Annotated in this window: 24 protein-coding genes and 2 pseudogenes; 13 read left to right on the top strand and 13 right to left on the bottom strand. The window is 41.3% G+C overall.

Annotation, left to right across the window (positions count from 1 at the left end; all coding sequences use genetic code 11):
- The first annotated feature begins 175 nt into the window (after window positions 1-175).
- Window positions 176-1285, top strand: coding sequence for a protein adenylyltransferase Fic (gene fic / locus EAE91_RS05835; RefSeq protein WP_214087660.1), 1110 nt, complete (start codon window positions 176-178; stop codon window positions 1283-1285).
- Between the two features lie 255 nt (window positions 1286-1540).
- On the opposite strand, the gene EAE91_RS05830 is transcribed toward fic, so the two are convergent.
- The 3 genes from EAE91_RS05830 to EAE91_RS05820 all read right to left on the bottom strand — a co-directional run bounded on the left by EAE91_RS05830 (window position 1541) and on the right by EAE91_RS05820 (window position 3286).
- Window positions 1541-1972, bottom strand: a complete 432-nt coding sequence (locus EAE91_RS05830) for a hypothetical protein (protein WP_214087659.1) — start codon at window positions 1970-1972, stop codon at window positions 1541-1543.
- A gap of 3 nt (window positions 1973-1975) precedes the next feature.
- Window positions 1976-2563 (bottom strand): hypothetical protein, encoded by a 588-nt coding sequence (locus EAE91_RS05825; RefSeq protein WP_214087658.1) that lies wholly within the window; start codon window positions 2561-2563, stop codon window positions 1976-1978.
- Window positions 2564-2878: 315 nt separating this feature from the next.
- Window positions 2879-3286, bottom strand: a complete 408-nt coding sequence (locus EAE91_RS05820; RefSeq protein WP_214087657.1) for a hypothetical protein — start codon at window positions 3284-3286, stop codon at window positions 2879-2881.
- 399 nt (window positions 3287-3685) lie between these two features.
- Here EAE91_RS05820 and EAE91_RS24920 point away from each other — a divergent pair, with 399 nt between their 5' ends.
- Window positions 3686-3997: an IS3 family transposase gene (locus EAE91_RS24920; protein WP_376744734.1), complete on the top strand. Its 312-nt coding sequence runs from the start codon at window positions 3686-3688 to the stop codon at window positions 3995-3997.
- Between the two features lie 166 nt (window positions 3998-4163).
- Here EAE91_RS24920 and EAE91_RS05810 read toward each other — a convergent pair.
- Window positions 4164-4634: pseudogene (locus EAE91_RS05810) on the bottom strand (IS630 family transposase); the annotation flags it as partial.
- A gap of 44 nt (window positions 4635-4678) precedes the next feature.
- Here EAE91_RS05810 and EAE91_RS05805 point away from each other — a divergent pair.
- Window positions 4679-4837, top strand: a pseudogene (locus tag EAE91_RS05805) (IS3 family transposase); the annotation flags it as partial.
- Window positions 4838-5088: 251 nt separating this feature from the next.
- Here EAE91_RS05805 and dinD read toward each other — a convergent pair.
- The 5 genes from dinD to EAE91_RS05785 all read right to left on the bottom strand — a co-directional run bounded on the left by dinD (window position 5089) and on the right by EAE91_RS05785 (window position 8328).
- A complete protein-coding gene (dinD, locus tag EAE91_RS05800) occupies window positions 5089-5913 on the bottom strand; it encodes a DNA damage-inducible protein D (protein ID WP_214087655.1) in 825 nt (274 codons plus the stop codon).
- A gap of 427 nt (window positions 5914-6340) precedes the next feature.
- On the bottom strand, window positions 6341-6508 hold the full coding sequence (locus EAE91_RS24070) for a hypothetical protein (protein WP_244868688.1): 168 nt from the start codon (window positions 6506-6508) through the stop codon (window positions 6341-6343).
- A gap of 32 nt (window positions 6509-6540) precedes the next feature.
- Complete coding sequence (locus EAE91_RS24065) at window positions 6541-6681, bottom strand: hypothetical protein (protein ID WP_244868687.1); 141 nt, start codon at window positions 6679-6681, stop codon at window positions 6541-6543.
- A gap of 143 nt (window positions 6682-6824) precedes the next feature.
- Window positions 6825-7319 (bottom strand): BRO-N domain-containing protein, encoded by a 495-nt coding sequence (locus tag EAE91_RS05790; protein WP_214087654.1) that lies wholly within the window; start codon window positions 7317-7319, stop codon window positions 6825-6827.
- A gap of 145 nt (window positions 7320-7464) precedes the next feature.
- On the bottom strand, window positions 7465-8328 hold the full coding sequence (locus tag EAE91_RS05785) for a YicC/YloC family endoribonuclease (RefSeq protein ID WP_214087653.1): 864 nt from the start codon (window positions 8326-8328) through the stop codon (window positions 7465-7467).
- 126 nt (window positions 8329-8454) lie between these two features.
- Here EAE91_RS05785 and rph point away from each other — a divergent pair, with 126 nt between their 5' ends.
- Entirely contained in the window at window positions 8455-9168 is a 714-nt protein-coding gene (gene rph / locus EAE91_RS05780) for a ribonuclease PH (RefSeq protein WP_214087652.1), read from the top strand.
- A gap of 85 nt (window positions 9169-9253) precedes the next feature.
- Complete coding sequence (pyrE, locus tag EAE91_RS05775; RefSeq protein WP_214087651.1) at window positions 9254-9895, top strand: orotate phosphoribosyltransferase; 642 nt, start codon at window positions 9254-9256, stop codon at window positions 9893-9895.
- Window positions 9896-9954: 59 nt separating this feature from the next.
- Here the strand turns inward: pyrE and slmA are convergent, their stop codons facing one another.
- The 3 genes from slmA to coaBC form a co-directional block, all read right to left on the bottom strand.
- Window positions 9955-10554: a nucleoid occlusion factor SlmA gene (slmA, locus tag EAE91_RS05770; protein ID WP_036778585.1), complete on the bottom strand. Its 600-nt coding sequence runs from the start codon at window positions 10552-10554 to the stop codon at window positions 9955-9957.
- 117 nt (window positions 10555-10671) lie between these two features.
- Window positions 10672-11130: a dUTP diphosphatase gene (gene dut, locus EAE91_RS05765; protein ID WP_036778501.1), complete on the bottom strand. Its 459-nt coding sequence runs from the start codon at window positions 11128-11130 to the stop codon at window positions 10672-10674.
- On the bottom strand, window positions 11108-12325 hold the full coding sequence (coaBC, locus tag EAE91_RS05760) for a bifunctional phosphopantothenoylcysteine decarboxylase/phosphopantothenate--cysteine ligase CoaBC (RefSeq protein WP_214087650.1): 1218 nt from the start codon (window positions 12323-12325) through the stop codon (window positions 11108-11110). The genes dut and coaBC overlap by 23 nt, the downstream gene beginning before the upstream one ends.
- A gap of 197 nt (window positions 12326-12522) precedes the next feature.
- Between coaBC and radC the strand changes: the two genes are divergently transcribed.
- The 7 genes from radC to EAE91_RS05725 all read left to right on the top strand — a co-directional run bounded on the left by radC (window position 12523) and on the right by EAE91_RS05725 (window position 18631).
- Entirely contained in the window at window positions 12523-13215 is a 693-nt protein-coding gene (gene radC, locus EAE91_RS05755) for a RadC family protein (RefSeq protein WP_214087649.1), read from the top strand.
- A gap of 240 nt (window positions 13216-13455) precedes the next feature.
- Window positions 13456-13692, top strand: coding sequence for a 50S ribosomal protein L28 (rpmB, locus tag EAE91_RS05750; RefSeq protein WP_011148921.1), 237 nt, complete (start codon window positions 13456-13458; stop codon window positions 13690-13692).
- An 11-nt stretch (window positions 13693-13703) separates the two neighbouring features.
- Entirely contained in the window at window positions 13704-13871 is a 168-nt protein-coding gene (rpmG, locus tag EAE91_RS05745) for a 50S ribosomal protein L33 (protein WP_010847629.1), read from the top strand.
- A 174-nt stretch (window positions 13872-14045) separates the two neighbouring features.
- Entirely contained in the window at window positions 14046-15167 is a 1122-nt protein-coding gene (locus EAE91_RS05740; RefSeq protein ID WP_214087648.1) for a glycosyltransferase family 4 protein, read from the top strand.
- A gap of 186 nt (window positions 15168-15353) precedes the next feature.
- On the top strand, window positions 15354-16376 hold the full coding sequence (locus EAE91_RS05735; RefSeq protein WP_214087647.1) for a glycosyltransferase family 9 protein: 1023 nt from the start codon (window positions 15354-15356) through the stop codon (window positions 16374-16376).
- Window positions 16357-17475, top strand: coding sequence for a glycosyltransferase family 4 protein (locus EAE91_RS05730; RefSeq protein WP_214087646.1), 1119 nt, complete (start codon window positions 16357-16359; stop codon window positions 17473-17475). The genes EAE91_RS05735 and EAE91_RS05730 overlap by 20 nt, the downstream gene beginning before the upstream one ends.
- A complete protein-coding gene (locus tag EAE91_RS05725) occupies window positions 17456-18631 on the top strand; it encodes a glycosyltransferase family 4 protein (protein ID WP_214087645.1) in 1176 nt (391 codons plus the stop codon). The genes EAE91_RS05730 and EAE91_RS05725 overlap by 20 nt, the downstream gene beginning before the upstream one ends.
- Window positions 18632-18664: 33 nt before the next feature.
- Here EAE91_RS05725 and rfaL read toward each other — a convergent pair whose 3' ends face one another.
- Window positions 18665-19882, bottom strand: coding sequence for an O-antigen ligase RfaL (rfaL, locus tag EAE91_RS05720; protein WP_244868686.1), 1218 nt, complete (start codon window positions 19880-19882; stop codon window positions 18665-18667).
- 119 nt (window positions 19883-20001) lie between these two features.
- On the opposite strand from rfaL, the gene mutM reads away from it, so the two are divergent.
- Window positions 20002-20811 (top strand): bifunctional DNA-formamidopyrimidine glycosylase/DNA-(apurinic or apyrimidinic site) lyase, encoded by an 810-nt coding sequence (gene mutM / locus EAE91_RS05715; protein ID WP_214087643.1) that lies wholly within the window; start codon window positions 20002-20004, stop codon window positions 20809-20811.
- Window positions 20812-20815: the final 4 nt, after the last annotated feature.

Raw genomic sequence — 20815 nt, 5'->3', positions numbered from 1 at the left:
TTGATGATACGTCGATATTTTCCTGTTTTTTCGACGCACGGTTTCCTTATGTCGATTCCATCGACATATTGCTAATACATGTCGAAATTTCTCGATTTTATCGACATGAAGACTGTACGTGTCGATGCCGTCAACATATACTTGCAACGTGTCGAAAAAAACAGGAAATATAAACATGACACGGCAGCCCGATGCGCCTTTTAATGCTATTCCCTTATTGCCACCAGCCATAAAGGTGATGGAGTCCATTGCGGTACTAAAAGCCTGTATACCTGCCAGAGCTGCATTGGCTGAGCTTAAGCAAGCTGGTGGATTGCTGCCTAATCAAGGGTTACTTATTAACTTGTTGCCACTGCTGGAAGCAAAAGACAGCTCAGAAATCGAAAATATTGTTACTACTTTAGACAAACTGTTCCAATATGCACAAGAAGACAGTCTGGCTGATCCTGCAACAAAAGAAGCACTACGCTACCGCACCGCACTTTATGAAGGGTTTATACAATTAACTCGGCGGCCACTATGCACGAATACAGCGATTGAAGTTTGTAGCCGATTAAAAGCTGTTGATATGAATATTCGCAAAGTTCCCGGTACAACGCTTAGTAATCAGGCAACGGGTGAGATTATTTATACGCCGCCAGAGGGAGAATCTCAGATACGTGATTTACTCAGCAATTGGGAACAATTTCTTCATGCAGAAGATGGAATCGACCCATTAATCAAGATGGCTATTGCTCACTACCAGTTTGAGGCTATTCATCCATTTACTGATGGCAATGGACGTACTGGTCGTATCATTAATATTCTCTATCTTATTGAACAGCAGCTTTTGACATTACCAATTCTTTATTTAAGTCGCTACATTGTACAACATAAGAGTGATTATTATCGGCTGCTTTCCCAGGTTACCGCTGCTGGCAAATGGGAAGAGTGGATTATCTATATGTTAACCGCAGTAGAGCAAACTGCTAAATGGACTACGGATAAAATTGCTGCGGTAAGAAAATTGATTGAACATACCAGTGAGTATATAAAGCAAAGCCTGCCTAAAATTTATAGTCATGAATTGGTACAGGTGATATTTGAACAACCTTATTGCCGTATTAGTAATTTGGTTGAATGTGATATTGCTAAACGTCAAACTGCTTCGGTTTATTTAAAACAGTTGGTCGATATTGGAGTATTACGAGAAATTCAGGCCGGGAAAGAAAAGTTATTTGTTCACCCTAAACTGGTACAGTTAATGACTAAGGATAGTAATAGATTAAGTTATTACATGGTCTGAAAAGCATTCAGATCAAGTTTATTAAAAACTTTTGTGAATAACTGGCAAAAATTGAAGCCGAACATGATGGACCCTGTAGTTAATTCTGTGTAATTGACTGTATTAGAGGTGATCGCTGATGTGGTCACTTCTTTTCGGCCATATAATGTGCCTGTCTTTGTTGTTCGAATGAACCTATTCAAAACAGGCAGTCACACAATTTAAGTTAAGGTATCGTTAAATTCAAATAAAAGGTAATGTTCTTCTGCACTCATTCTAGAATTCATCTTCCGAAAATTCATTTTGGTTGTGCTCTAGTGTTTGTGGCGGAAGATTATATAAATCATCCGGTGTAATGCCACAGATTTTCTCCATAATCCTTTCAGATGACATAACTGGTTGTTTCTTATCTCTCGGAAAATTTTTAGGATAAAATTTATCTGTATCAACCCAATCAAAATTGCGGTTTATACTGCCAATCAAAACATTACAGGTATGTTTATTACCTTTTGTTCCGCCGATTGAGTGCTGTCCTGCTGTATAGCCAATTGCAGATCTTGCTATGTATGATAAGTCTTTTGCACTTAATGACGATGAAAATATCCGTTCTATAGTTTTTTCATTAAGAGTGAATTCGCGAGTCCAAGTATCACTTACGTTGTTTAGGTAATACTCAAATGCACTATAAAAATAGCCAGTGGAAATCACTTTCTAAATATAAGAAGATGCATCGAGTTTATTATTTCTCCGATCTAATTCCTCTAATAAAATCGGTAGGGCTAACAGTTTACTATCACCTACTCCATGAATATTAGTATGGAATTTAGCGTTAAATATTATGTCATTAAAATCGTTTAAATGTTTATCTTCAAAGCTATTAAGAGAAGTTTGAGACATCTTTACTAATCCATTGAGCGCTAAAGATTTGAATGTCTCTATGGTGACAGTTTTAGAAGGGAAAATATACTTTCCTGAACGATTTAACTCTTTCAATCCCCAATCATCACCACAACCATCAAGATATGAACATAACATAATGATATCTTTAGTTGAAATATCATCGATATATTTGGGAGGAATATTTTCTGGATTTAATGGATGGTTGCTCCTTGTATGTATCTTTTCTTCTAGGCTATCGATCTCATTTTTTATTTTTTGCGATCTTTCCTCATTATTTATATACTCAAGCCAAAAGTAAGCTTCATTTATATCCGCAAAATCTATCGCAGCCAAAGCTGTATTGTATGCTAAATTCGGCAAATAGCTTGTGTTATCAGTCGATAGATTTGGAGCTTCCAAGAAACGATTGGCTATTTCAATAGCATACTCTGGGTTGGATTTTATATTAAAATATGATATGAAAAATAAAAGACTTTGGCATGTATTCTCTGTGACTTTACTAAAAATAAAATTAGTAAGTTTTTTAGAATATCGGCATTATTAGAGTTGTCTAATAATACTCTGTGAGTTTCTTCATAAAACATTAATAATTGGTTATCTGATATAGTGTCTATATCAAGATATGGCTGCTCCTCATTAAAATTTTGAGAATAGCCCATTAGACAATTAAAATAAGGCGCTATTTGTTGTTTTGTGCCAGATAAAATAAACGATTTAATTATCTAAATGTACACATTGGATGCTGTATTTGTTCTTATGAGAGAGAATAGTATCAACTTGCTGACTACAAATAAATTCATGTTGGTTATTTAAAAGTTTCTCAATCAAAAAGGATTTTGGTGAATCAGTGTACCTCAATAGATTAAGGATGCACTGTCTTTCAATTTGGAATTTCTTTTCCTCTCTGGCAATAATCGCTTTGCAAAAATAATAGTCAGGAGAGAATTGGGCGATAATTTCTATCTGTTGTGTCAGTTTTTCGCAAAATATGATGAAGTCACCACTCATCATGAGTGTATTCGTGGTTTTTTTTGAGACAACTGGCCTTGATTTTTTCCTGCTGTCCTGGTCACATAGTTCGCTATGCTCCCGGGGATTTTCTCCCTTGCCGTCGCGATGCATTTTGAAATCCATAGGGTATATATTTTTTTATTTGTATTTTCCGCTTTAATCAAGTTTTTATATTTACACCAATCAAGAGAGATTAATGTATTTAATACTAATGTGCTACCTAGACGACTTATATACTTTTCCATTGAAGCCATACTATTCCTTTGTTAAATAATTCTATTTCATAGCTGCTGATTAACTTCATGACTTTTCTTGGCAATCGGGAGCATTTCATGCTTTGCATAATATAGTGATTATATTTCCTAACTGTTAGTTACTCAGGAATCTTGTGAATAAATCCTTTCGTAATTAATTCTAACCTTAGATTTCTTGAATAAATTTGAAGCCGTTTAAAAGGGTTTCTCATTTGGCAAATGCTTTATAGTATGAGTGCGTTACCATGTTTAGGTGATGGTTTTTTTAGGTTTAAAGCGAACTTCGATGCGCAAAAATTGTGGGTGTTTATTTAGGTCAATATCAATAAGCTTGCGTCTCTGTTTGAGGGCGACAAAAATGTCCCATAGCACATGGTATTACGATGTTAATGCTCTGAACCGAAAGGACAAATACGCTGAGATAAAAAGTAAAATTAGCGAGGTATATCACCATAATAAAGGCTGTTACGGTTATCGCAGAATCACGGTCTCACTGAGAAAACAGGGATACCACGTAAACCATAAGACGATACAGAGACTTATGGCAGAACAGCCTCTCAGGCATTAATCAGGGTGAAGAAATATCTCTCATGGAAAGGGGAGTCGGTAAAACAGCACCAAATATCCTAAAACGAGACTTTAGCGTACAGAAAGTTAACGAAAAATGGGTCATTGAAGCCGTTTTAGGGAAGTGTCCATTTCATTATTTCATAATTATGATACACCCACTCTTTTTATTCTCTGCTATTCCTGTAGAGATATGAATTTAAAAACGTTTTCACTTTCTCAAGCAACTGCCACATATACTGACAGTAATGATTTCGAGTCACCGTTTCATACAAGGATTACCACAGGAGTTCAATTTTATTCAGCTAGGGAGAATAAACAGGTAAAAACAATAGGTTAAATTTAGGGTGACAGGCCAGCCAATCAATGACCAGCCAGCTTTTATAGATACTGTAATTATCCAAAATCAATGTGAGGGTTTCAGAATGATAATATTGGCGATCAAGTTCTTCCAATGCATTGATAAATAATCGAGAATTCTTATTTAACCCGTCAACATAAGTGATTTTCCCCGATTGAACATTTAGGCAACCCGCAAAGTAATGTTTTTGATTTTTTCTTGGTGTCACGATACGTTTCTGCTGCCTTTTTAAATACCCGTCAGCGCCGATTTTTGGGTTTAGCTTGATATCGACTTTCCCGCGTTAATTGCAGGTACCACGGTACCCACCACCTCGCATTCAAATCAGAGTGTTTTTACCTTCGCCAGCTCATGAGTATTAGCGAGTTGCGAAAGGCTATCGATGAATACATCCATTATTACAATAACGAGCATATTAGTCTGAAGTTAAACGGCCTGAGTCCGGTAGAGTTCCGAACTCAGACCTTGTTAGCCGCGTAATGTAACCTGTTCAACTTTATGGGGTTACGGCTATTAGGGGAGTGGTTAGTTAGGCTGAGACAATGTGATATCGTCTGAAACCTTACTCTTGAATCAATTCATTGAGTATGAGGAGTTAGGTTGCGTCATTACTGGGTTTGATCTATTCAATATTTTATAGGGGTACACCCTTGGGTACACGCTAAATCGAGGTGTACCTCTGGGATGATTGAAATGTGTACAATCATGAAAGTTACATATTAGCGATGTGATTACTTTTTGAGTTTTTTCTTTGCTATCGTTTCTAATTGTTTGGTGCTTTTCTCTGGTGATGGTAAATCCTCTGGCATTGTTCCGCCCAACTCTTGGATCGTATCTCTAACTTTTCTTCCAACGTCAAAATGAGTCTGGTTTGCTTGTGTTTTGGTTTTTACGTTATCTCGTCTCAGCTTTTCCTCGGCTTGGGTTGCTCTAAACAAGTTAGCAGCAAGCTCTGTTGACCCCATGTGATCTAATATTCGTTGTGATTTTTTTAAGCCTTTTCGCTGGTGGATTGCTTTCTGGTCTAGTCCACCGTATAAACCTTGGTAGCCGTGATTTTGGAAAATGGCAAAATCAGTATTTGTTTCTACGCCTGCTCGCTGGGCTGTTTCAACTAACTGCTTGTTATGCTCTTTTAGCTCATTACGCAGGAATAGCCGCTTTTCATCTTCTTGTAGTCTTTTAAATGTCGCATCATCTGCTAGCTCTTGCCGCCTAGTTTGAATCGCAAAATATGTCTGCCCTGCCGCTATCACTAGCTTGCTAGGATCGCCATTTTGTACAACGAGATAGCAGGCATAGCGAGACAGTATTACATCCTTTAATTTTCTTTGTGCACCGGAGCCAATATTGACCATATCGAGGACATCCTCGAAATGGTCTTCAATATTGTGTCCGCTATGGGAGCAGGCTTCTTTAGCTCGTTCTAAAACAGGCGTGAAGTGACGGTACTCTGAATATTCAAGAAGCTTAGAAAGCTCTCTAGCCGACCAGAATTCAATATCAGATTCATCAATTCTTTTTATTTCTTCAAATGGCTGGTGGTGTTGCTCCATGTATCGAACCTCTCATATTTGTAGTGGTATAGATTGATAATACGGATAGCTTACCTTTAGTGTAATTCAAATACTGTTATGCCATCCAAGAATAACCCTCTCCGTAATCTCACCGTGGCTATCGAACTACCGGAAAATCCTCGGTAGTTGAACCTCCGCATTATTTTGTTACCTTTCACTTTATTAATCATTTTCTTTGTCGTTATCTGATATCCCCACAATCAATGAAGTGAAGTCAGTACACTAAACGCACTGAGCTAATGACTGACAACGAATATCGTCGGAAGTGAATAGAAGAACTGGGCTCACCATTCTGTTACTCATTGTTTTCATGGCAAAGCTTAAAATTAAGCCCTGCAAATTCAGTGAGTAGGTTGGTACGTTTAACGTTCTGAGCTATAGAAGTCGCGACGTATTGCGTCGGAACCTATTGAGTGATTGAGGAGACAGCTAACTGATATCCCTGCCAATAAGAAGATCCTCCCATAACAGTGATCACCTGACCTTTCCGCAATAGCATCACCGACAGCGCTATTTCATCAAAGCCCACTACACGCAGCGGGTAATCACTGCGCTTTTCACTCTGTGCCTGCATGGTAGACTTTATCTGTTTGGCACTTAATACGCCTAGGCGCTACGGTTACCTTCCCTGTGACCGTGGCGATTATCGATGATGTGTTCTTTTGCTTTCTTCGTGCCATCCTTTTCTTTTTGTGCTCCACTCAATGAGGATCGCAAATTAACCGCGTCGCTAAATGATACGAGCATATTATGACCAGATTGCAAATATGCCGTGTGACTATATTTCAATGGGTTAGGTAACTGACCCGAAATTATCGGAGCAGCCGAAGTGAGGACTTCAAAAGTAGGACTCTTTAACCTCAAGGAGTCTACGCAGTTAACAATGATCATCACTCTGCTTCTTCCAAAAGGTCAGGCTGGTATGTTCTCCACAGTTCCCGTCCTTCTTTATTTAAGCTGGCTAGTTCTCCTTTGCATGATTGAAGATCGCGCCCACGTTGAGACGCAATTGCTTTGTATTCGTTTTGTCGCCGGGTGAAGTCGTTCAGCGCGGCAAATGGCACACCATAAGAACCCGTTTTGCGGATAGACGGGATAACCTCACGGAATACCCAATTAGCGAATCTATGGGCAAACGTTCCTTGCTTGGTGGCCTTGCGGCTACGAGTGATTAGTTTGTAAAAACCAGACTCTGAAATGCCAGCTCGTTTTGGATTTCCCTGAATACCATAACTTAAAGTTACAGTATTTTTTTCATCCAAATCTAAAGCCTTTAGAGCTTTACTTGGGTTCGTGATCCCCAAAGCCTTACACACGTCCGCAGCAATAAACCACGGGTCATTGTTATTTTTGAAAATTCGAACCTTTCGCCTGACTTTATCCATGCCCTGATTTCTTTATCTGTGAATTTAGGCACTTGTGCAATTTCCAGTATGAAATAGGGGGTGTACCCAAAATGGTTTTTTGAATGCGCTTTGGGTACACGCTAATCATGCGCTACTGTGATTCGCTCTGCAATGCTAAGAAACGTCACTCAATATTCTGAATCTGCTCTCTCATCTGCTCAATCAGCACCTTCAATTCAATAGCGGAGTTAGTGATATCGGCGTTGATAGATTTGGAGGCAAGCGTATTAGATTCGCGGTTGAATTCCTGCATCATAAAATCCAGGCGGCGACCAACGGCTTCTTTTTTCTTTAGAATATTACGGGTTTCTTTGGTGTGGGCATCAAGGCGATCTAACTCTTCTGCCACATCGAGGCGTTGAGCCAGTAAAACTAACTCTTGCTCAAGACGGTTATTTTCAAGCTGTACCTGTGCCTCTTCTAGTTTGGTTTGCAGGCGTTCCCGTTGCCATTGCATGATTTCAGGCATTTGTTGGCGAACTTTACCGACTTCTTCGGTCACCGCGTCCAAACGTTGTTCAATCATAATCTTAAGTGCATTGCCTTCGGCTTCACGGCTTTGAATAAAGGCATCCAGTGTTGTATCCAGTTCTTGCAACAATTGAGTGCTGATAGTATCCAGGTCTTGCTCTTCTGCGGCCATAACGCCAGGCCAACGCAGAATATCAACAGGATTGATTTCACCTTCGTTACTCTGCTGTTTGACCCAGTTCGCCGCATTGACTAGCTGTTTTGCTAAAGTTTCATTCAGGATAAGTTCGCCTTGTGCGCGTGAGTCCAGTTCAAAACGCAGGTTGCACTCAACTTTCCCGCGAGTCAGACGGGAACGAATACGTTCACGGATTACCGGTTCCAAGCTTCTGAATTGTTCTGGTAGGCGAATATAAGTTTCTAAATAACGCTGATTAACGGAGCGTAGTTCCCAGGCCGCATTTCCCCATTCACTTTTGATATCTCGCCGTGCAAAAGCAGTCATACTACGGATCATGATTCGTTCCCAATTTAAACAAAAGATTAAGGGATTATAACGCTCGTTGTAGATGCAGGATAGGAATTAGCCCTGTTAGGCCGTATAATGCGCCCCCAATAATGGTTTAACAACGGAGATAACACTATGCGCCCAACAGGAAGAGCGGCAGAACAAGTGCGTCCTATCACTATAACCCGTCATTATACTAAGCACGCGGAAGGTTCGGTTCTAGTAGAGTTTGGGGACACCAAAGTGTTATGTAATGCATCCGTTGAAGAAGGGGTTCCTCGTTTCTTGAAAGGTCAGGGGCAGGGTTGGGTGACGGCGGAATATGGCATGTTACCGCGTTCTACTCATACCCGAAATGCTCGTGAAGCAGCTAAAGGCAAACAGGGCGGGCGTACGATGGAAATCCAGCGTTTAATCGCTCGTTCGCTACGCGCCGCTGTTGATCTAAAAAAACTGGGTGAATACACCATTACACTGGATTGTGATGTTATTCAGGCTGATGGCGGTACCCGTACAGCTTCTATTACGGGGGCTTGTGTCGCGCTAGCTGATGCGTTGAATAAAATGGTTGAAGCAGGCAGGCTGAAAGAGAGTCCTCTGAAATCAATGGTTGCTGCGGTCTCTGTTGGCATTGTGGATGGTGAAGGCCGTTGTGATCTGGAATATGTGGAAGATTCCGCCGCTGAAACTGATATGAACGTCGTGATGATGGAAGATGGCCGAATGATTGAAGTGCAAGGCACCGCGGAAGGCGAGCCATTTAGTCATGATGAGTTATTATCCTTACTGGCCCTTGCCAAGGGAGGATTAGAGGATATTTTTGCAGCACAGAGAAATGCATTAAAATAATAAATTGATTAGGCGACGGAGTAGTCGCCTTTTTTGTGCCTGTTGTATGGCGATAACGATGACTAAATAGAGAGGAGAGACACCAATGAAAGCCTATCAGCGCGAATTTATCGAGCTTGCGCTAAAAAAACAGGTACTGAAATTTGGGGAGTTTACCCTGAAATCAGGACGTAAAAGCCCGTATTTTTTTAATGCCGGGCTGTTTAATACTGGGCGTGATTTGGCGTTAATCGGGCGTTTTTATGCAGCAGCATTGTTGGATAGCGGTATTCAGTGCGATTTGTTATTCGGACCGGCTTACAAGGGTATTCCAATTGCAACGACAACGGCAGTTGCACTAGCAGAGCATCATGATATTGATATGCCATACTGTTTTAACCGTAAGGAAGCTAAAGATCATGGCGAAGGTGGTACTTTGGTTGGTAGCTCACTTAAAGGCAATGTTGTTCTGGTTGATGATGTTATTACCGCAGGCACAGCTATCCGTGAATCTATGGAGATTATCAAGCAGCATAATGCGACGCTTGCCGGCGTGATGATTTGTCTTGATCGTCAGGAGCGTGGGAATGGTGAAATCTCGGCAATTCAGGAAGTGGAAAGAGATTATGGTTGCAAAGTGTTTTCTATCATTACTTTGAATGATTTGATTAATTATTTGAGTGGTCAGCCAGAGATGAAAGCTCATCTGGATGCAGTAGAAGCCTATCGTGCACAGTACGGAATCTGATAGATAAGCTTCAAAAAAAGCCCTCGCCCAATAACGGGCGGGGTGAGTAGTAGAATAACTTATTGTAACTGAGCCAATAATAATGGCCAGCGTGCTTCAAATTCCTGCGTTGGACGATAGTGGAACTCAGAGCGTACAAAACGTGATAGCATCCCTTCACAAAACGCGAGTAACTGGGAAGCTAATAACGACTCATCATAACTGAAACCTTGCCCATCACGTAATTTTTTCTCTTTTAAAACTTGACGGATCTGTACTTCAATTCGTTCAAATAACTGATTTATGCGCCCTTGCAGCCGGTTTTGTTCAAACATTAGAGCATGACCTGTCATGATGCGGGTCAGACCGGGATTTTTTTCTGAAAAACCCAGAATCAGGATCAATATCAAGCGAATACGAGTCGTAGTATCTTTCTCATCTTGCAGAATCAGGTTAATCCGGGAAATTAATGAGTCTTCAATGAACTCAATCAAGCTGTCAAACATCCGGGTTTTACTAGGAAAATGCCGGTATAAGGCAGCTTCGGAAACGCCCACGTTGGCGGCCAGTTTAGCGGTAGTGATTCGATGGCTACCATCACTGGATTGCAACATATGCGCCAGCGCCTGCAAGATCTCCTCGCGCCTGTTTCTTTTCTTCGTATTTTCGTTTTCTGCCATGTCTGACAAGACCTTTGTTAAGAACAGCAAAACAAACAAATCAGTCATTCTTTGCCCAAGGGTATTTTGGGCAAAGAATATGATAATGGGTTAAATGGTATTAGGTTTTACAGAGATTTATTGGCGACCAGAATGACCAAAACCACCGCTGCCTCTTTCGCTGGTTTCAAAATCTGCTACCAGATTGAATTCAGCTTGGACAACGGGTACAAAAACCATCTGAGCGATACGTTCGCCTGGCTGGATAGTGAAAGTTTTATCACCACGATTCCAGACGGAAACCATGAGCTGACCTTGGTAATCAGAATCGATCAAACCCACCAGATTACCCAGAACGACGCCATGTTTATGTCCAAGGCCAGAACGGGGCAGAATAACGGCTGCCAATTGTTCATCGCCAATATGAATAGCAAGCCCGGTTGGCAGCAGTTCGGTTTGCCCTGGAGCCAGTTCTATCGCATTGTCCAGGCAAGCCCGCAAATCTAAACCTGCGGAGCCTGGCGTGGCGTAAGTTGGCAAAGGAAATTCTTCCCCGATACGTGGGTCAAGAATTTTAACGTCGATTTTTTTCATCATAGCGTCTGACTATCTCGTCTAATAAATGGTGGCTAAGTAATAACTTATTACTATGAGGTAAGCGAATTTCTCCCTCATGCCAGAACAAATGTAATGCATTAGTATCACTGTTAAAGCCGTGGCCAGTAAGGGATACATCATTTGCACAAATCAGATCCAAATGTTTTTGGTTCAGTTTTTTTCGTGCGTATTCTTCCACATTCTGGGTTTCAGCCGCAAATCCAACCACAAAGGGGCGGTTTTCTTGCATTGCAGCTACATTGGCAACAATATCCGGGTTTTTGATCAGGGTAAAAGTGATTTCATCACCCTGTTTTTTAATTTTTTCTTCGGCAATCTGTTTAGCGCGATAGTCTGCAACCGCGGCACAACCAATGAAGATATGCTGTGAACCCGCTACTGCCTGTACTTGTTCATTCATTTCCAGAGCGCTGGTAACATCGATTCGTTTGACTCCCGGTGGTGTCGGTAAATTAACGGGGCCAGTGATTAGGGTGACGTCTGCACCACGTGTTGCCGCAGCTTGAGCAATAGCAAACCCCATTTTGCCTGAGCTGTGATTGCTGATAAAGCGAACTGGGTCCAATGCTTCCCGGGTTGGTCCGGCGGTAATAGCAAGTTTTAGGTGAGCTAAGTCTTGGTTGGTTTGAAAATGTTGTTCGGCGAGTTCGACAATTGCTAGGGGATTTAGCATCCTGCCGGGACCAACGTCGCCACAAGCTTGGCTGCCATCGTCTGGTCCCCACAGGAGAATGCCTCGTTCTTCAAGGAGCTTGAGATTATGTTGTGTTGCTTGAGCTCGGAACATCTGTTGATTCATTGCGGGCACTGCGGCAATTGGGGCCGAGGAAGCCAAACAGACAGTTGTCACGAGATCATTTGCCATACCGACGACCAGGCGCGCCAGTAAATCAGCGGTAGCAGGGGCGAGAATAATCAGATCAGCCCACTTGCCAAGTTCAATATGCCCCATAGCAGCTTCTGCTGCTGGATCTAACAAATCATCAGAAACGGGATAACCAGAAACTGCCTGCAACGTCATTGGTGTAATAAACGCTTCTGCTGCTGGTGTCATCACGACACGTATTTGTGCGCCGCGATCACGCAGGCGACGTACCAGCTCGGGAGTTTTGTAAGCGGCTATTCCGCCGCTAATACCGAGCACAATCTGTTTGCCGGAAAGTCCTGCCATCATGATTGTCCGAATATTAAGTTGCAAGGGGCCAAGATTTTATCACAAGAGATTACAGAGTTGAGCAGAGTCTGAGCTTTGATTGTAAAAAAGAATAAGTTTGCGAGCGGCTACGCAGCTCTTGAATATGATATTCGCCCTGATATTTAAGGCATGGAATACTGTTTGTATCAGGTGAAACAGAGCAGGGAGATGACTATATGGGAGTTGATATCGCTGAAAATATAGGAGAAATATATTCAAATTTAGCTCCCAGAGAGAAATTACTGGCTTATGGTTCGGTTTCTCTGACAGATGCTGAGTTACTGGCTATTTTTTTGCGTACCGGGACCAGAGGACTTCCTGTTTTACGAATGGCGGAATTTCTATTGAAAGAATTTGGGTCTTTATACCATTTACTCTCTGCTGATTATGACACTTTTTGTTCTCATAAAGGAATGGGATTAGCCAAGTATGCACAATTACAGGCTATTGCAGAACTGGCAAAACGTTTTTTTTCCAGCCAGTTCATGCATGAGGATATTATGAGTAGTCCAAGTGTGACTCAAGAGTATTTGCAAAATCTATTGTCAGGGCGTGATAGGGAAATATTTGTTGTGTTGTTTCTCAACAATCAAAATAGAGTCATTTGTCATGAGGAGATGTTTAAAGGCACAATCAATAAAGTTGAAGTTCATCCTCGTGAAATTGTCCGATCGGCGATAAAGGTGAATGCCTCATCCGTTATTTTGGCTCATAATCATCCATCAGGTCATGCAGAGCCGAGTTTGGCAGATAAGATTGTTACGGATAAAGTGATTGATGCCTGTAATTTGGTGGGTATAAAAGTGCTGGATCATCTGGTTATTGGCCGGCAATGTTGTGTCTCATTTGCTGAGCGAGGATGGATTTAAGCTAACTTTTTCAAGATCCTTGTGGATCTTTGGTTGTGCGGGACTTGAGCGTCAGCGATTGAGGGCGTATACTACGCCACCTTTGAGGATCTTTGGTTTGGCGAGAAGAGCCTATCTCAGCACATTTTCTGAGTAAATGTGAGTCTTTTCAGTAGAATTTGCTGAGATGGGCTCCTAAGCCTGACGAGGCGGCCATACCCAATACAAAGCTCGAGCTGATTTGATTTTTGGAGAATAGACATGTCCCGAGTCTGCCAAGTTACTGGCAAACGCCCGATGAGTGGTAATAACCGCTCTCATGCACTGAATGCGACTAAGCGTCGTTTTCTGCCTAACCTGCATTCCCACCGTTTCTGGGTTGAGTCCGAGAAGCGCTTTGTGACTCTGCGTGTATCTGTTAAAGGTATGCGTGTGATTGATAAGAAGGGTATCGATGCAGTTTTGGCTGAGCTTCGTACCCGCGGTGAGAAGTACTAAGGAGCTGAAAAATGGCTAAAGGTATTCGCGATAAAATTAAGCTAGTTTCTTCGGCTGGTACTGGTCACTTCTATACCACTACGAAGAACAAGCGTACTATGCCTGAGAAACTGGAAATGAAAAAATTTGATCCAGTTGTTCGTCAGCATGTTATGTATAAAGAAGCCAAGATTAAATAAGATTTTGGTTGATTTGATAAAAACCCGGCTTAGGTCGGGTTTTTTGTTGTCTGAAGAGTTTTAACAGATATTCACTGATTCTTCTCTGCATTTCATATATATCCTGTTATTCGTAGACGTAAGATGTTGTTTCGCTATACTAACGCCTTCCGGTAGGCTGGATATGAAACCGAAATGGCTAAAGAAAAACTAAATATTTTACATACGGAATCTTCTTGTGGTTGGGGTGGTCAGGAAATACGTATTCTGACGGAATCCCAAGGAATGATAAGACGTGGACACAAGGTAGTTATTGTCTGTTGTCCTGGTTCGAATATCTACCGTGAAGCAAAATCTTATGGTGTACCAGCAGTAGCTCTGCCTATTGAGAAAAAGCGGTTGTCCTGCTTTCGTGCTATGCGTCATTGGCTGAAAAAAGAAGGCCGTCAATTTGACGTGATTAATACACATAGCTCGACAGATGCATGGTTGGTTGCTGCGGCTTGCACAACGTTAAGGCATATGCCGCCAATAGTCAGAACCAGGCATGTTTCTACCCATGTTTCTAATTCAATATCAACCCGTTGGTTGTATCTGAGAGCATGCCGACATATTGTGACTACCGGTGAAAAACTACGCCAACATCTGCATGCTAATAATCGTTATCCATTACAGCATATGACATCAGTGCCTACCGGCATCGATTTAGATCGTTTTCGACCGGAAGATAAGAAAGTTTGCCGTCAGCGGATTGGGATTCAAGATAAACCGACGTTAGGTGTCGTTGCGACCATGAGAACCTGGAAAGGGCATCGTTATCTGTTAGAAAGCTGGAAAGTTCTGCACCAGAAATATCCTGATTGGCAACTTTTATTTGTTGGTGATGGGCCACAACGTAAATCATTGGAACCATTAGTAAAGCGAGAGGGTTTGTCAAACAGCGTTATTTTTTTAGGGAACCGTCAGGATGTTCCTGATTGTTTGAATGCGATGGATTTATTTGCATTACCTTCTTTTGGCAATGAAGGCGTGCCACAAGGCATTATGCAAGCAATGGCGTGTGGGATACCTGTTGTATCAACCTCCGTTGGTGCAATTGCCGAAGCGGTCGTTGATGGTGAAACGGGCTATATCGTGGAACCCAGAAATACAGCGTTATTGACGAAAAGTTTAGATTTGTTGATTCATAATAATGAACTGCGCTTGCAATTTAGTCATTCTTCATTAAAGCGGGCGATTGCTTTATTTGGCATGGATAATATGTTGGATAAAATGGAAAATATCTTTTTTCACAGCATTAAAGGTAAAAAACATTAACATTTTTTAAGATTTATTCTGGTCCTGATTCTTTGGCTTATGGTTTTGGGTAATATCAACTTATTGATATAAAATCACTTTAAGGTTGATTATTCGTTAAATCACTCTGTTGCAATCAATTGTATGCAAAATGGTTTTTTGTATATTTTGTTGAATTTTATAGCAGATTAATTAGATAATTGTCTTATGCAGATCAAGAATATTCTGGTCATTGTTATAGCACGTTTTGGTGATACCTTACTGGTAACGCCGGTGATTCGTGCTTTAAAACAGAAATGGCCTGGTGCGAATATTGATGTTATGGCTCATAAAAGGACGAAACAGATCCTTGAAAATATAAATGATATCAATAAATTGACTGCTTTTTCGAAAGGTAAGGCAAAATGGTGTGGTTGGTTTACCCGTAAACATTATGATCTGGCTTTAGTATATAGTGACGATAAACCTTTATTGCAGTACGCAAAGCGTAAATCGCGCTTAACAGTTTCGTTTTCAGATAAGTCTGCGTTGCAATCTGGTTGGTTGACTGTGGAAAAGCCAAAGGTGTTAATGCCAGCTCAACAGGAACGGGCCATGCTTGCTGGTGCGGTAGATGTTGAGGTAAGTGACTGGCGGTTGAATTATTGTGTTAGTGAAAAGGAGTTACATTTTGCCGATGGTTTCATGCGGCAGTATCATTTAGAGAATAAACTCCTGATTGGTTTTCAGTTACAAAGTTTCCCGGCAAAAGCTTATCGTGATTGGCCGGTTGAACATTTTTACCAATTAGCGCAACACATTTATAGCCGTTATCCCCAGTCGCATATTATGTTATTAGGCAGTACTGACGGTAAAATTGCTGCACAGTCACTGGCAAAAAGATTAGGGGCTGAAAAGTGTACTTCATTGGTTGGCAGACTAACAATGCGACATAATGCAGCAATAATGAGTCAACTTGATTTGTATGTTGGTGTTGATACCGGGCCAACACACTTAGCCGGTGCATTGGGTATTCCGATGGTTGCTATGTATCATAGTTTTCACCCAGGCTGCTTTTTAGCGCCTCAACAGCATTCACATTTGGCGGTTATTGAACATCCGGTTCACTATATGCAAGCCACCCGCAAAGACCCGATGTCTGCAATATCTGTTGAACAAGTTTGGCAGGCAACGCAAAAGTTACTAGAAACTACGTCGTCAGGAAGAAAAGATGAAAATAGGTTTGGTTGATGTCACTGTAACTATGTCTTACGGTGGTATTCAGACGGCAGTCTGGGAACTTGCGAAAGCGTTGACTGATGCCGGGCATGAGATCCATATTTTTGGCGGGAAGGGTGATGTCCAGCCGGAACTCAATGGAAGAGTAATCCAGGTTCATACTTTTCCATTCATTCCCAGAGAGAAGGTGATTAATATTGGTCGCCGTTTTCAACGTATTATTGAACGCTACTCATTTGCTCGCCATGCTCGCGATACAGTTATTGCTGAAGATTTTGACTGGGTTATTCTGACGAAGCCATTTGATTTTTTCTGGCCTCGAATGATGCCAAAAGAGAGCCGCACTAAATTTTGCTATATGAGCGGTGGCACCAGTTTTTTCAGAGGTGACAGAAAACTGAGTAAGCGAATTTCAGCTTGGGTGGCATGCAGCCATTTTAATGCCTGGCAGATTCAACACCATTTTAAACAATTTCCGAAGGTGATTTACAATGGTGTTGATATTAATAAATTCAAGCCGATAGACTCTTCTGTCAGAACTCGTCTTGGGATCAGTGATAAAACATTTTTGCTGACCTTTGCCGGGCGGTTGGTTGGCTGGAAAGGCATGCATGTGGCTATTGATGCAATGGCTCAGCTACAGGATAAAGATGTTAAATTACTGATTATCGGGTCCGGTGAAGATCTGAAACGCTTGGAAAAGCGGGTTGCAGAACTACAGTTGGAAAAACAGGTCATCTTCCATCCACCTGTAGGACATGATCAGTTGCCTGAATATTATGCTGCTGGTGACGCGGGGATTTTCCCAAGTATTGGTGACGAAGCGTTTGGGATTACGATTGCGGAAGCGATGGCGTGTGGCAGACCAGTCATTGCTAGTTATATCGGAGGCATACCTGAAGTTGTCGGTAACGAAAATAATTCGGGTATTTTGGTCACGCCAGGGGATGTTTCAGCAATTGCCGATGCGGTTAATTTTTTATTGTTTCAACCAGACAGGAGGGAAGAAATGGGAAAAGCAGCTCGCCAGCGGATTGAAACAGTGTATACCTGGGAGCATTCAGCAAATCGTTTACTGAAAGCGATAAATAATGAAGATTGCCTATATTGATCCCTATCCGGTTCCTGATTATCGGGTAGCATCATTGCAAATTTTGCAGAATGTTGATGCGTTTGCTCGCCAAGTAGCTAACGTATATCTGGTTACACCGGAAGGTAAAAATACCGCAGAAGAGATACTGGGACGTTCATTATCACCATCAGCTAAGCTGATATCTTTACGCAATATTCGGCGTAAATGGTATTTCCCATTCAATACCCAAAAAATGTTCTATTTCCAGGTTTCCCATTGGTTGAAGAGAAATGGGGTAGATGCCGTTTTCACCCGTAATCTGAAAATGGCAAAGTATTTATTATGTGAACATCCAGAAATTCCGCTGTTTTTTGAGAGTCATGAGATTTTTGCCCAGTCGTTTAAAGAATCGCATGATTTAAGTAAAAACAAAAATCAGCGTAAATATCAAAAACTGAGAGAAATCGAACACTTTGTTTATCGTCAGTCCAGGATTATTTTCGTTCTCACGTCGTTACTCAGTGATGATATTATTAGTGAATATAATGTCAGCACGCCAATAGTTGTTGCGCCAGATGGTGTGGATATGCTGGCAGTCGAATCGATGTCATTAGATAATCATGCACCAGACGACGGTGAATTACCAACCCAGATCCTTTATTTGGGCAGCTTGCATCGTTGGAAAGGTGTTCCTACGGCGATTAAAGCGATGGCTTACCTTGAAAATGCAATATTGAATATTGCTGGTGGTGAACCAGAGCAAATTCAGCAATTACGACAGATTGCTCAGCAAATGGGGGTTGGCGATAAAATCAATTTTCTTGGGTTTATTCAACCTAAGTTACGTTTTCAGATAATTGCAGATAATGATATTTGTCTGTTGCCATTAACTAAAACTAGCATTGGCAGTCGCTATACTTCGCCACTGAAACTATTTGAATATATGGCGATGGATAAGCCTGTGGTTATCTCCGATTTTCCTTCGATTCGTGATGTAGCTGATGAAAACGCGGTCAGTTTTGCTGACAGTGAAAACGCGGAGAGTTTTGCTCAACAAATTCAGTTACTGAGGGATAATCCAGAAAAAGTTAAGTCACAAGTCAGTTATGCGAAAATGTTGGTGACAGAACGTTTTAATTGGGAGCAGCGAGCGAAGCTTATTATGCAGACAATATCAAAGGATATTTCTGCATAATAATCGGTTTGATAGTATAGGGGAGATGCCTGGTTAATCGTTTTTCTGCTGGTATAGCGCGATCATCAGGCCGAATAGAATACCTATTTCATTGATATAGGTATTTTCAAAGGCTCCTCGGACGATAAATAATCCGATAAATCCTGTCAGTAGAATAATACTGGCTTGCTTTATTACGCCATTGTTACGTCTAATAATTTGGCTACCTGTGTACAGTGCTGAGAAGGTCATCAGTAGAGTGGTAAGCAAACCAATGATTCCACCGGCAAACCAGAGTGCCAGAAAGATATTATGGGGGCCGATGGATGTGCGATATATCCAGTCTGGATAGTCAGCAGCTCGTTCATTGTAGACCTTGTGATAGACTTTATTGCCAAAACCGTAGCCTTTAATCGGGTTTTCTTGGATCAACTCAAAAGCAGCACCCTGTGTGCCATTTTTATAACGATGGCTGCTATCAGTTTGAGTAAGCTTCCAAAATAATAATTTAGTATTTTCATTAGCTATGATCGTGGTGTGAGAAAGTACAACTGAAAAACTAAGGATTAAACTCGCTATTATGGTCAGTTTCCATTCCCGATTAATGATGATGATAAAAGCAGTGATGACGGCAACGGCGACCCAAGCGCCACGAGCTAAGGTACCTAATAATAAAAACAGACTGATAGCGGAAGCAACAGCCAGTATCAGCCAACTCACTAAGGTATGTTTCTTCCACAATGCCCAAGTACAAAGCAAGATGGGAAAATAGAAAATAAAACCGTAAGAAAATTCTCGGTGATTGAAATCAGTAAAAGGCATTTCACCTTTATTGTAGTTAATAATGTATTTACCAATATCAGTGAGGCATATTGCCAGCATACCAATGGCAAATGAGAACAGGATCATCTTGGCAATACTTTCTTTGTTTTCTTTGTACAAGACAACAGGAAAAGTAAAACTGAACAATAATAGTCCATTTAAGATAGGTTTATTCATATCCTTAAAACTCAATGCCGGATCGACGGAAATCGCCACTGAATAGAACATGGCTAAAATGAATAACAGAATGGATAGAAACAGAGAATTACTCATGGAGCGCATCACTTGACGAAAATCTGTCACCAGGTAGGTTAGTGCTGTAATGCCAATAAGAGCGATAACTAGGTTTTTATATCTCGTTATATCGGGCAGATAAACAAGGGCTATATAAATCCCAATGATGGATAGATTCCATAATGATCTTTTATCACGACTTTTAATATTAAACATATTCATCAATCTGCTTTCGTTTCTGTTGAGTTTGGTTGGAAATAATACATGAAAAGATTATCTTAATCTGCTTAGATGCAATAGAGTTGAAACAATATACATCGTTAGGAGTTATTACCATGCCAGAACTACCAGAAGTAGAAACCAGCCGGAGGGGAATAGAGCCACATCTGGTAGGGAATGTGATCCAGTATGCGGTAGTCAGGAATGGTCGGTTACGTTGGCCGGTGGCGGAAGAAATAATGAAGTTGAGTGACCAGCTTGTGCTTAGCATTCAACGCCGGGCCAAATATTTGCTGATTGAACTGGCAAATGGTTGGATGATTGTCCATTTGGGAATGTCGGGTAGCTTGCGTATCTTGCCAGAGGAGCGCCCAGCGGAGAAACACGATCATGTGGATTTAGTGATGGCAGATGGTAAGGTTTTGCGTTATACCGATCCCAGACGATTTGGTGCGTGGTTATGGAGTAATGACCTTGAGCGGTGTTCGGTATTGGCTCATTTAGGGCCGGAGCCGCTTTCTGATGATTTTAATGGTTCTTATCTTTACACCCGATCAAGTAAGAAAAAAACCTTGATTAAGCCTTGGTTAATGGATAACAAATTAGTTGTTGGAGTCGGAAATATCTATGCGAATGAAGCGTTATTTACTGCTCGTATTCAGCCTGATCGTCCCGCGCATACTTTAACTGAGCGTGAAGCCAATTTATTGGCAGAAACGATTAAGAAGGTTCTACAACGATCTATTGAGCAGGGTGGTACGACACTCAGGGATTTCCTGCAATCTGATGGTAAACCGGGCTATTTTGCTCAGGAGTTGTTTGTTTATGGCAGAGCAGGAGAGCCATGCCGAATTTGTGGTGAAAAAATAGAGAGTATTAAGCTTGGGCAGCGCAGTACTTTCTTTTGCCGTCACTGTCAGTATTAGTTGA

Source organism: Photorhabdus noenieputensis (genome assembly GCF_018448935.1).
GTDB lineage: Bacteria > Pseudomonadota > Gammaproteobacteria > Enterobacterales > Enterobacteriaceae > Photorhabdus > Photorhabdus noenieputensis.
Note: the sequence above shows the minus strand (reverse complement) of the source record. Positions and strands in the feature narration are given on the sequence as shown.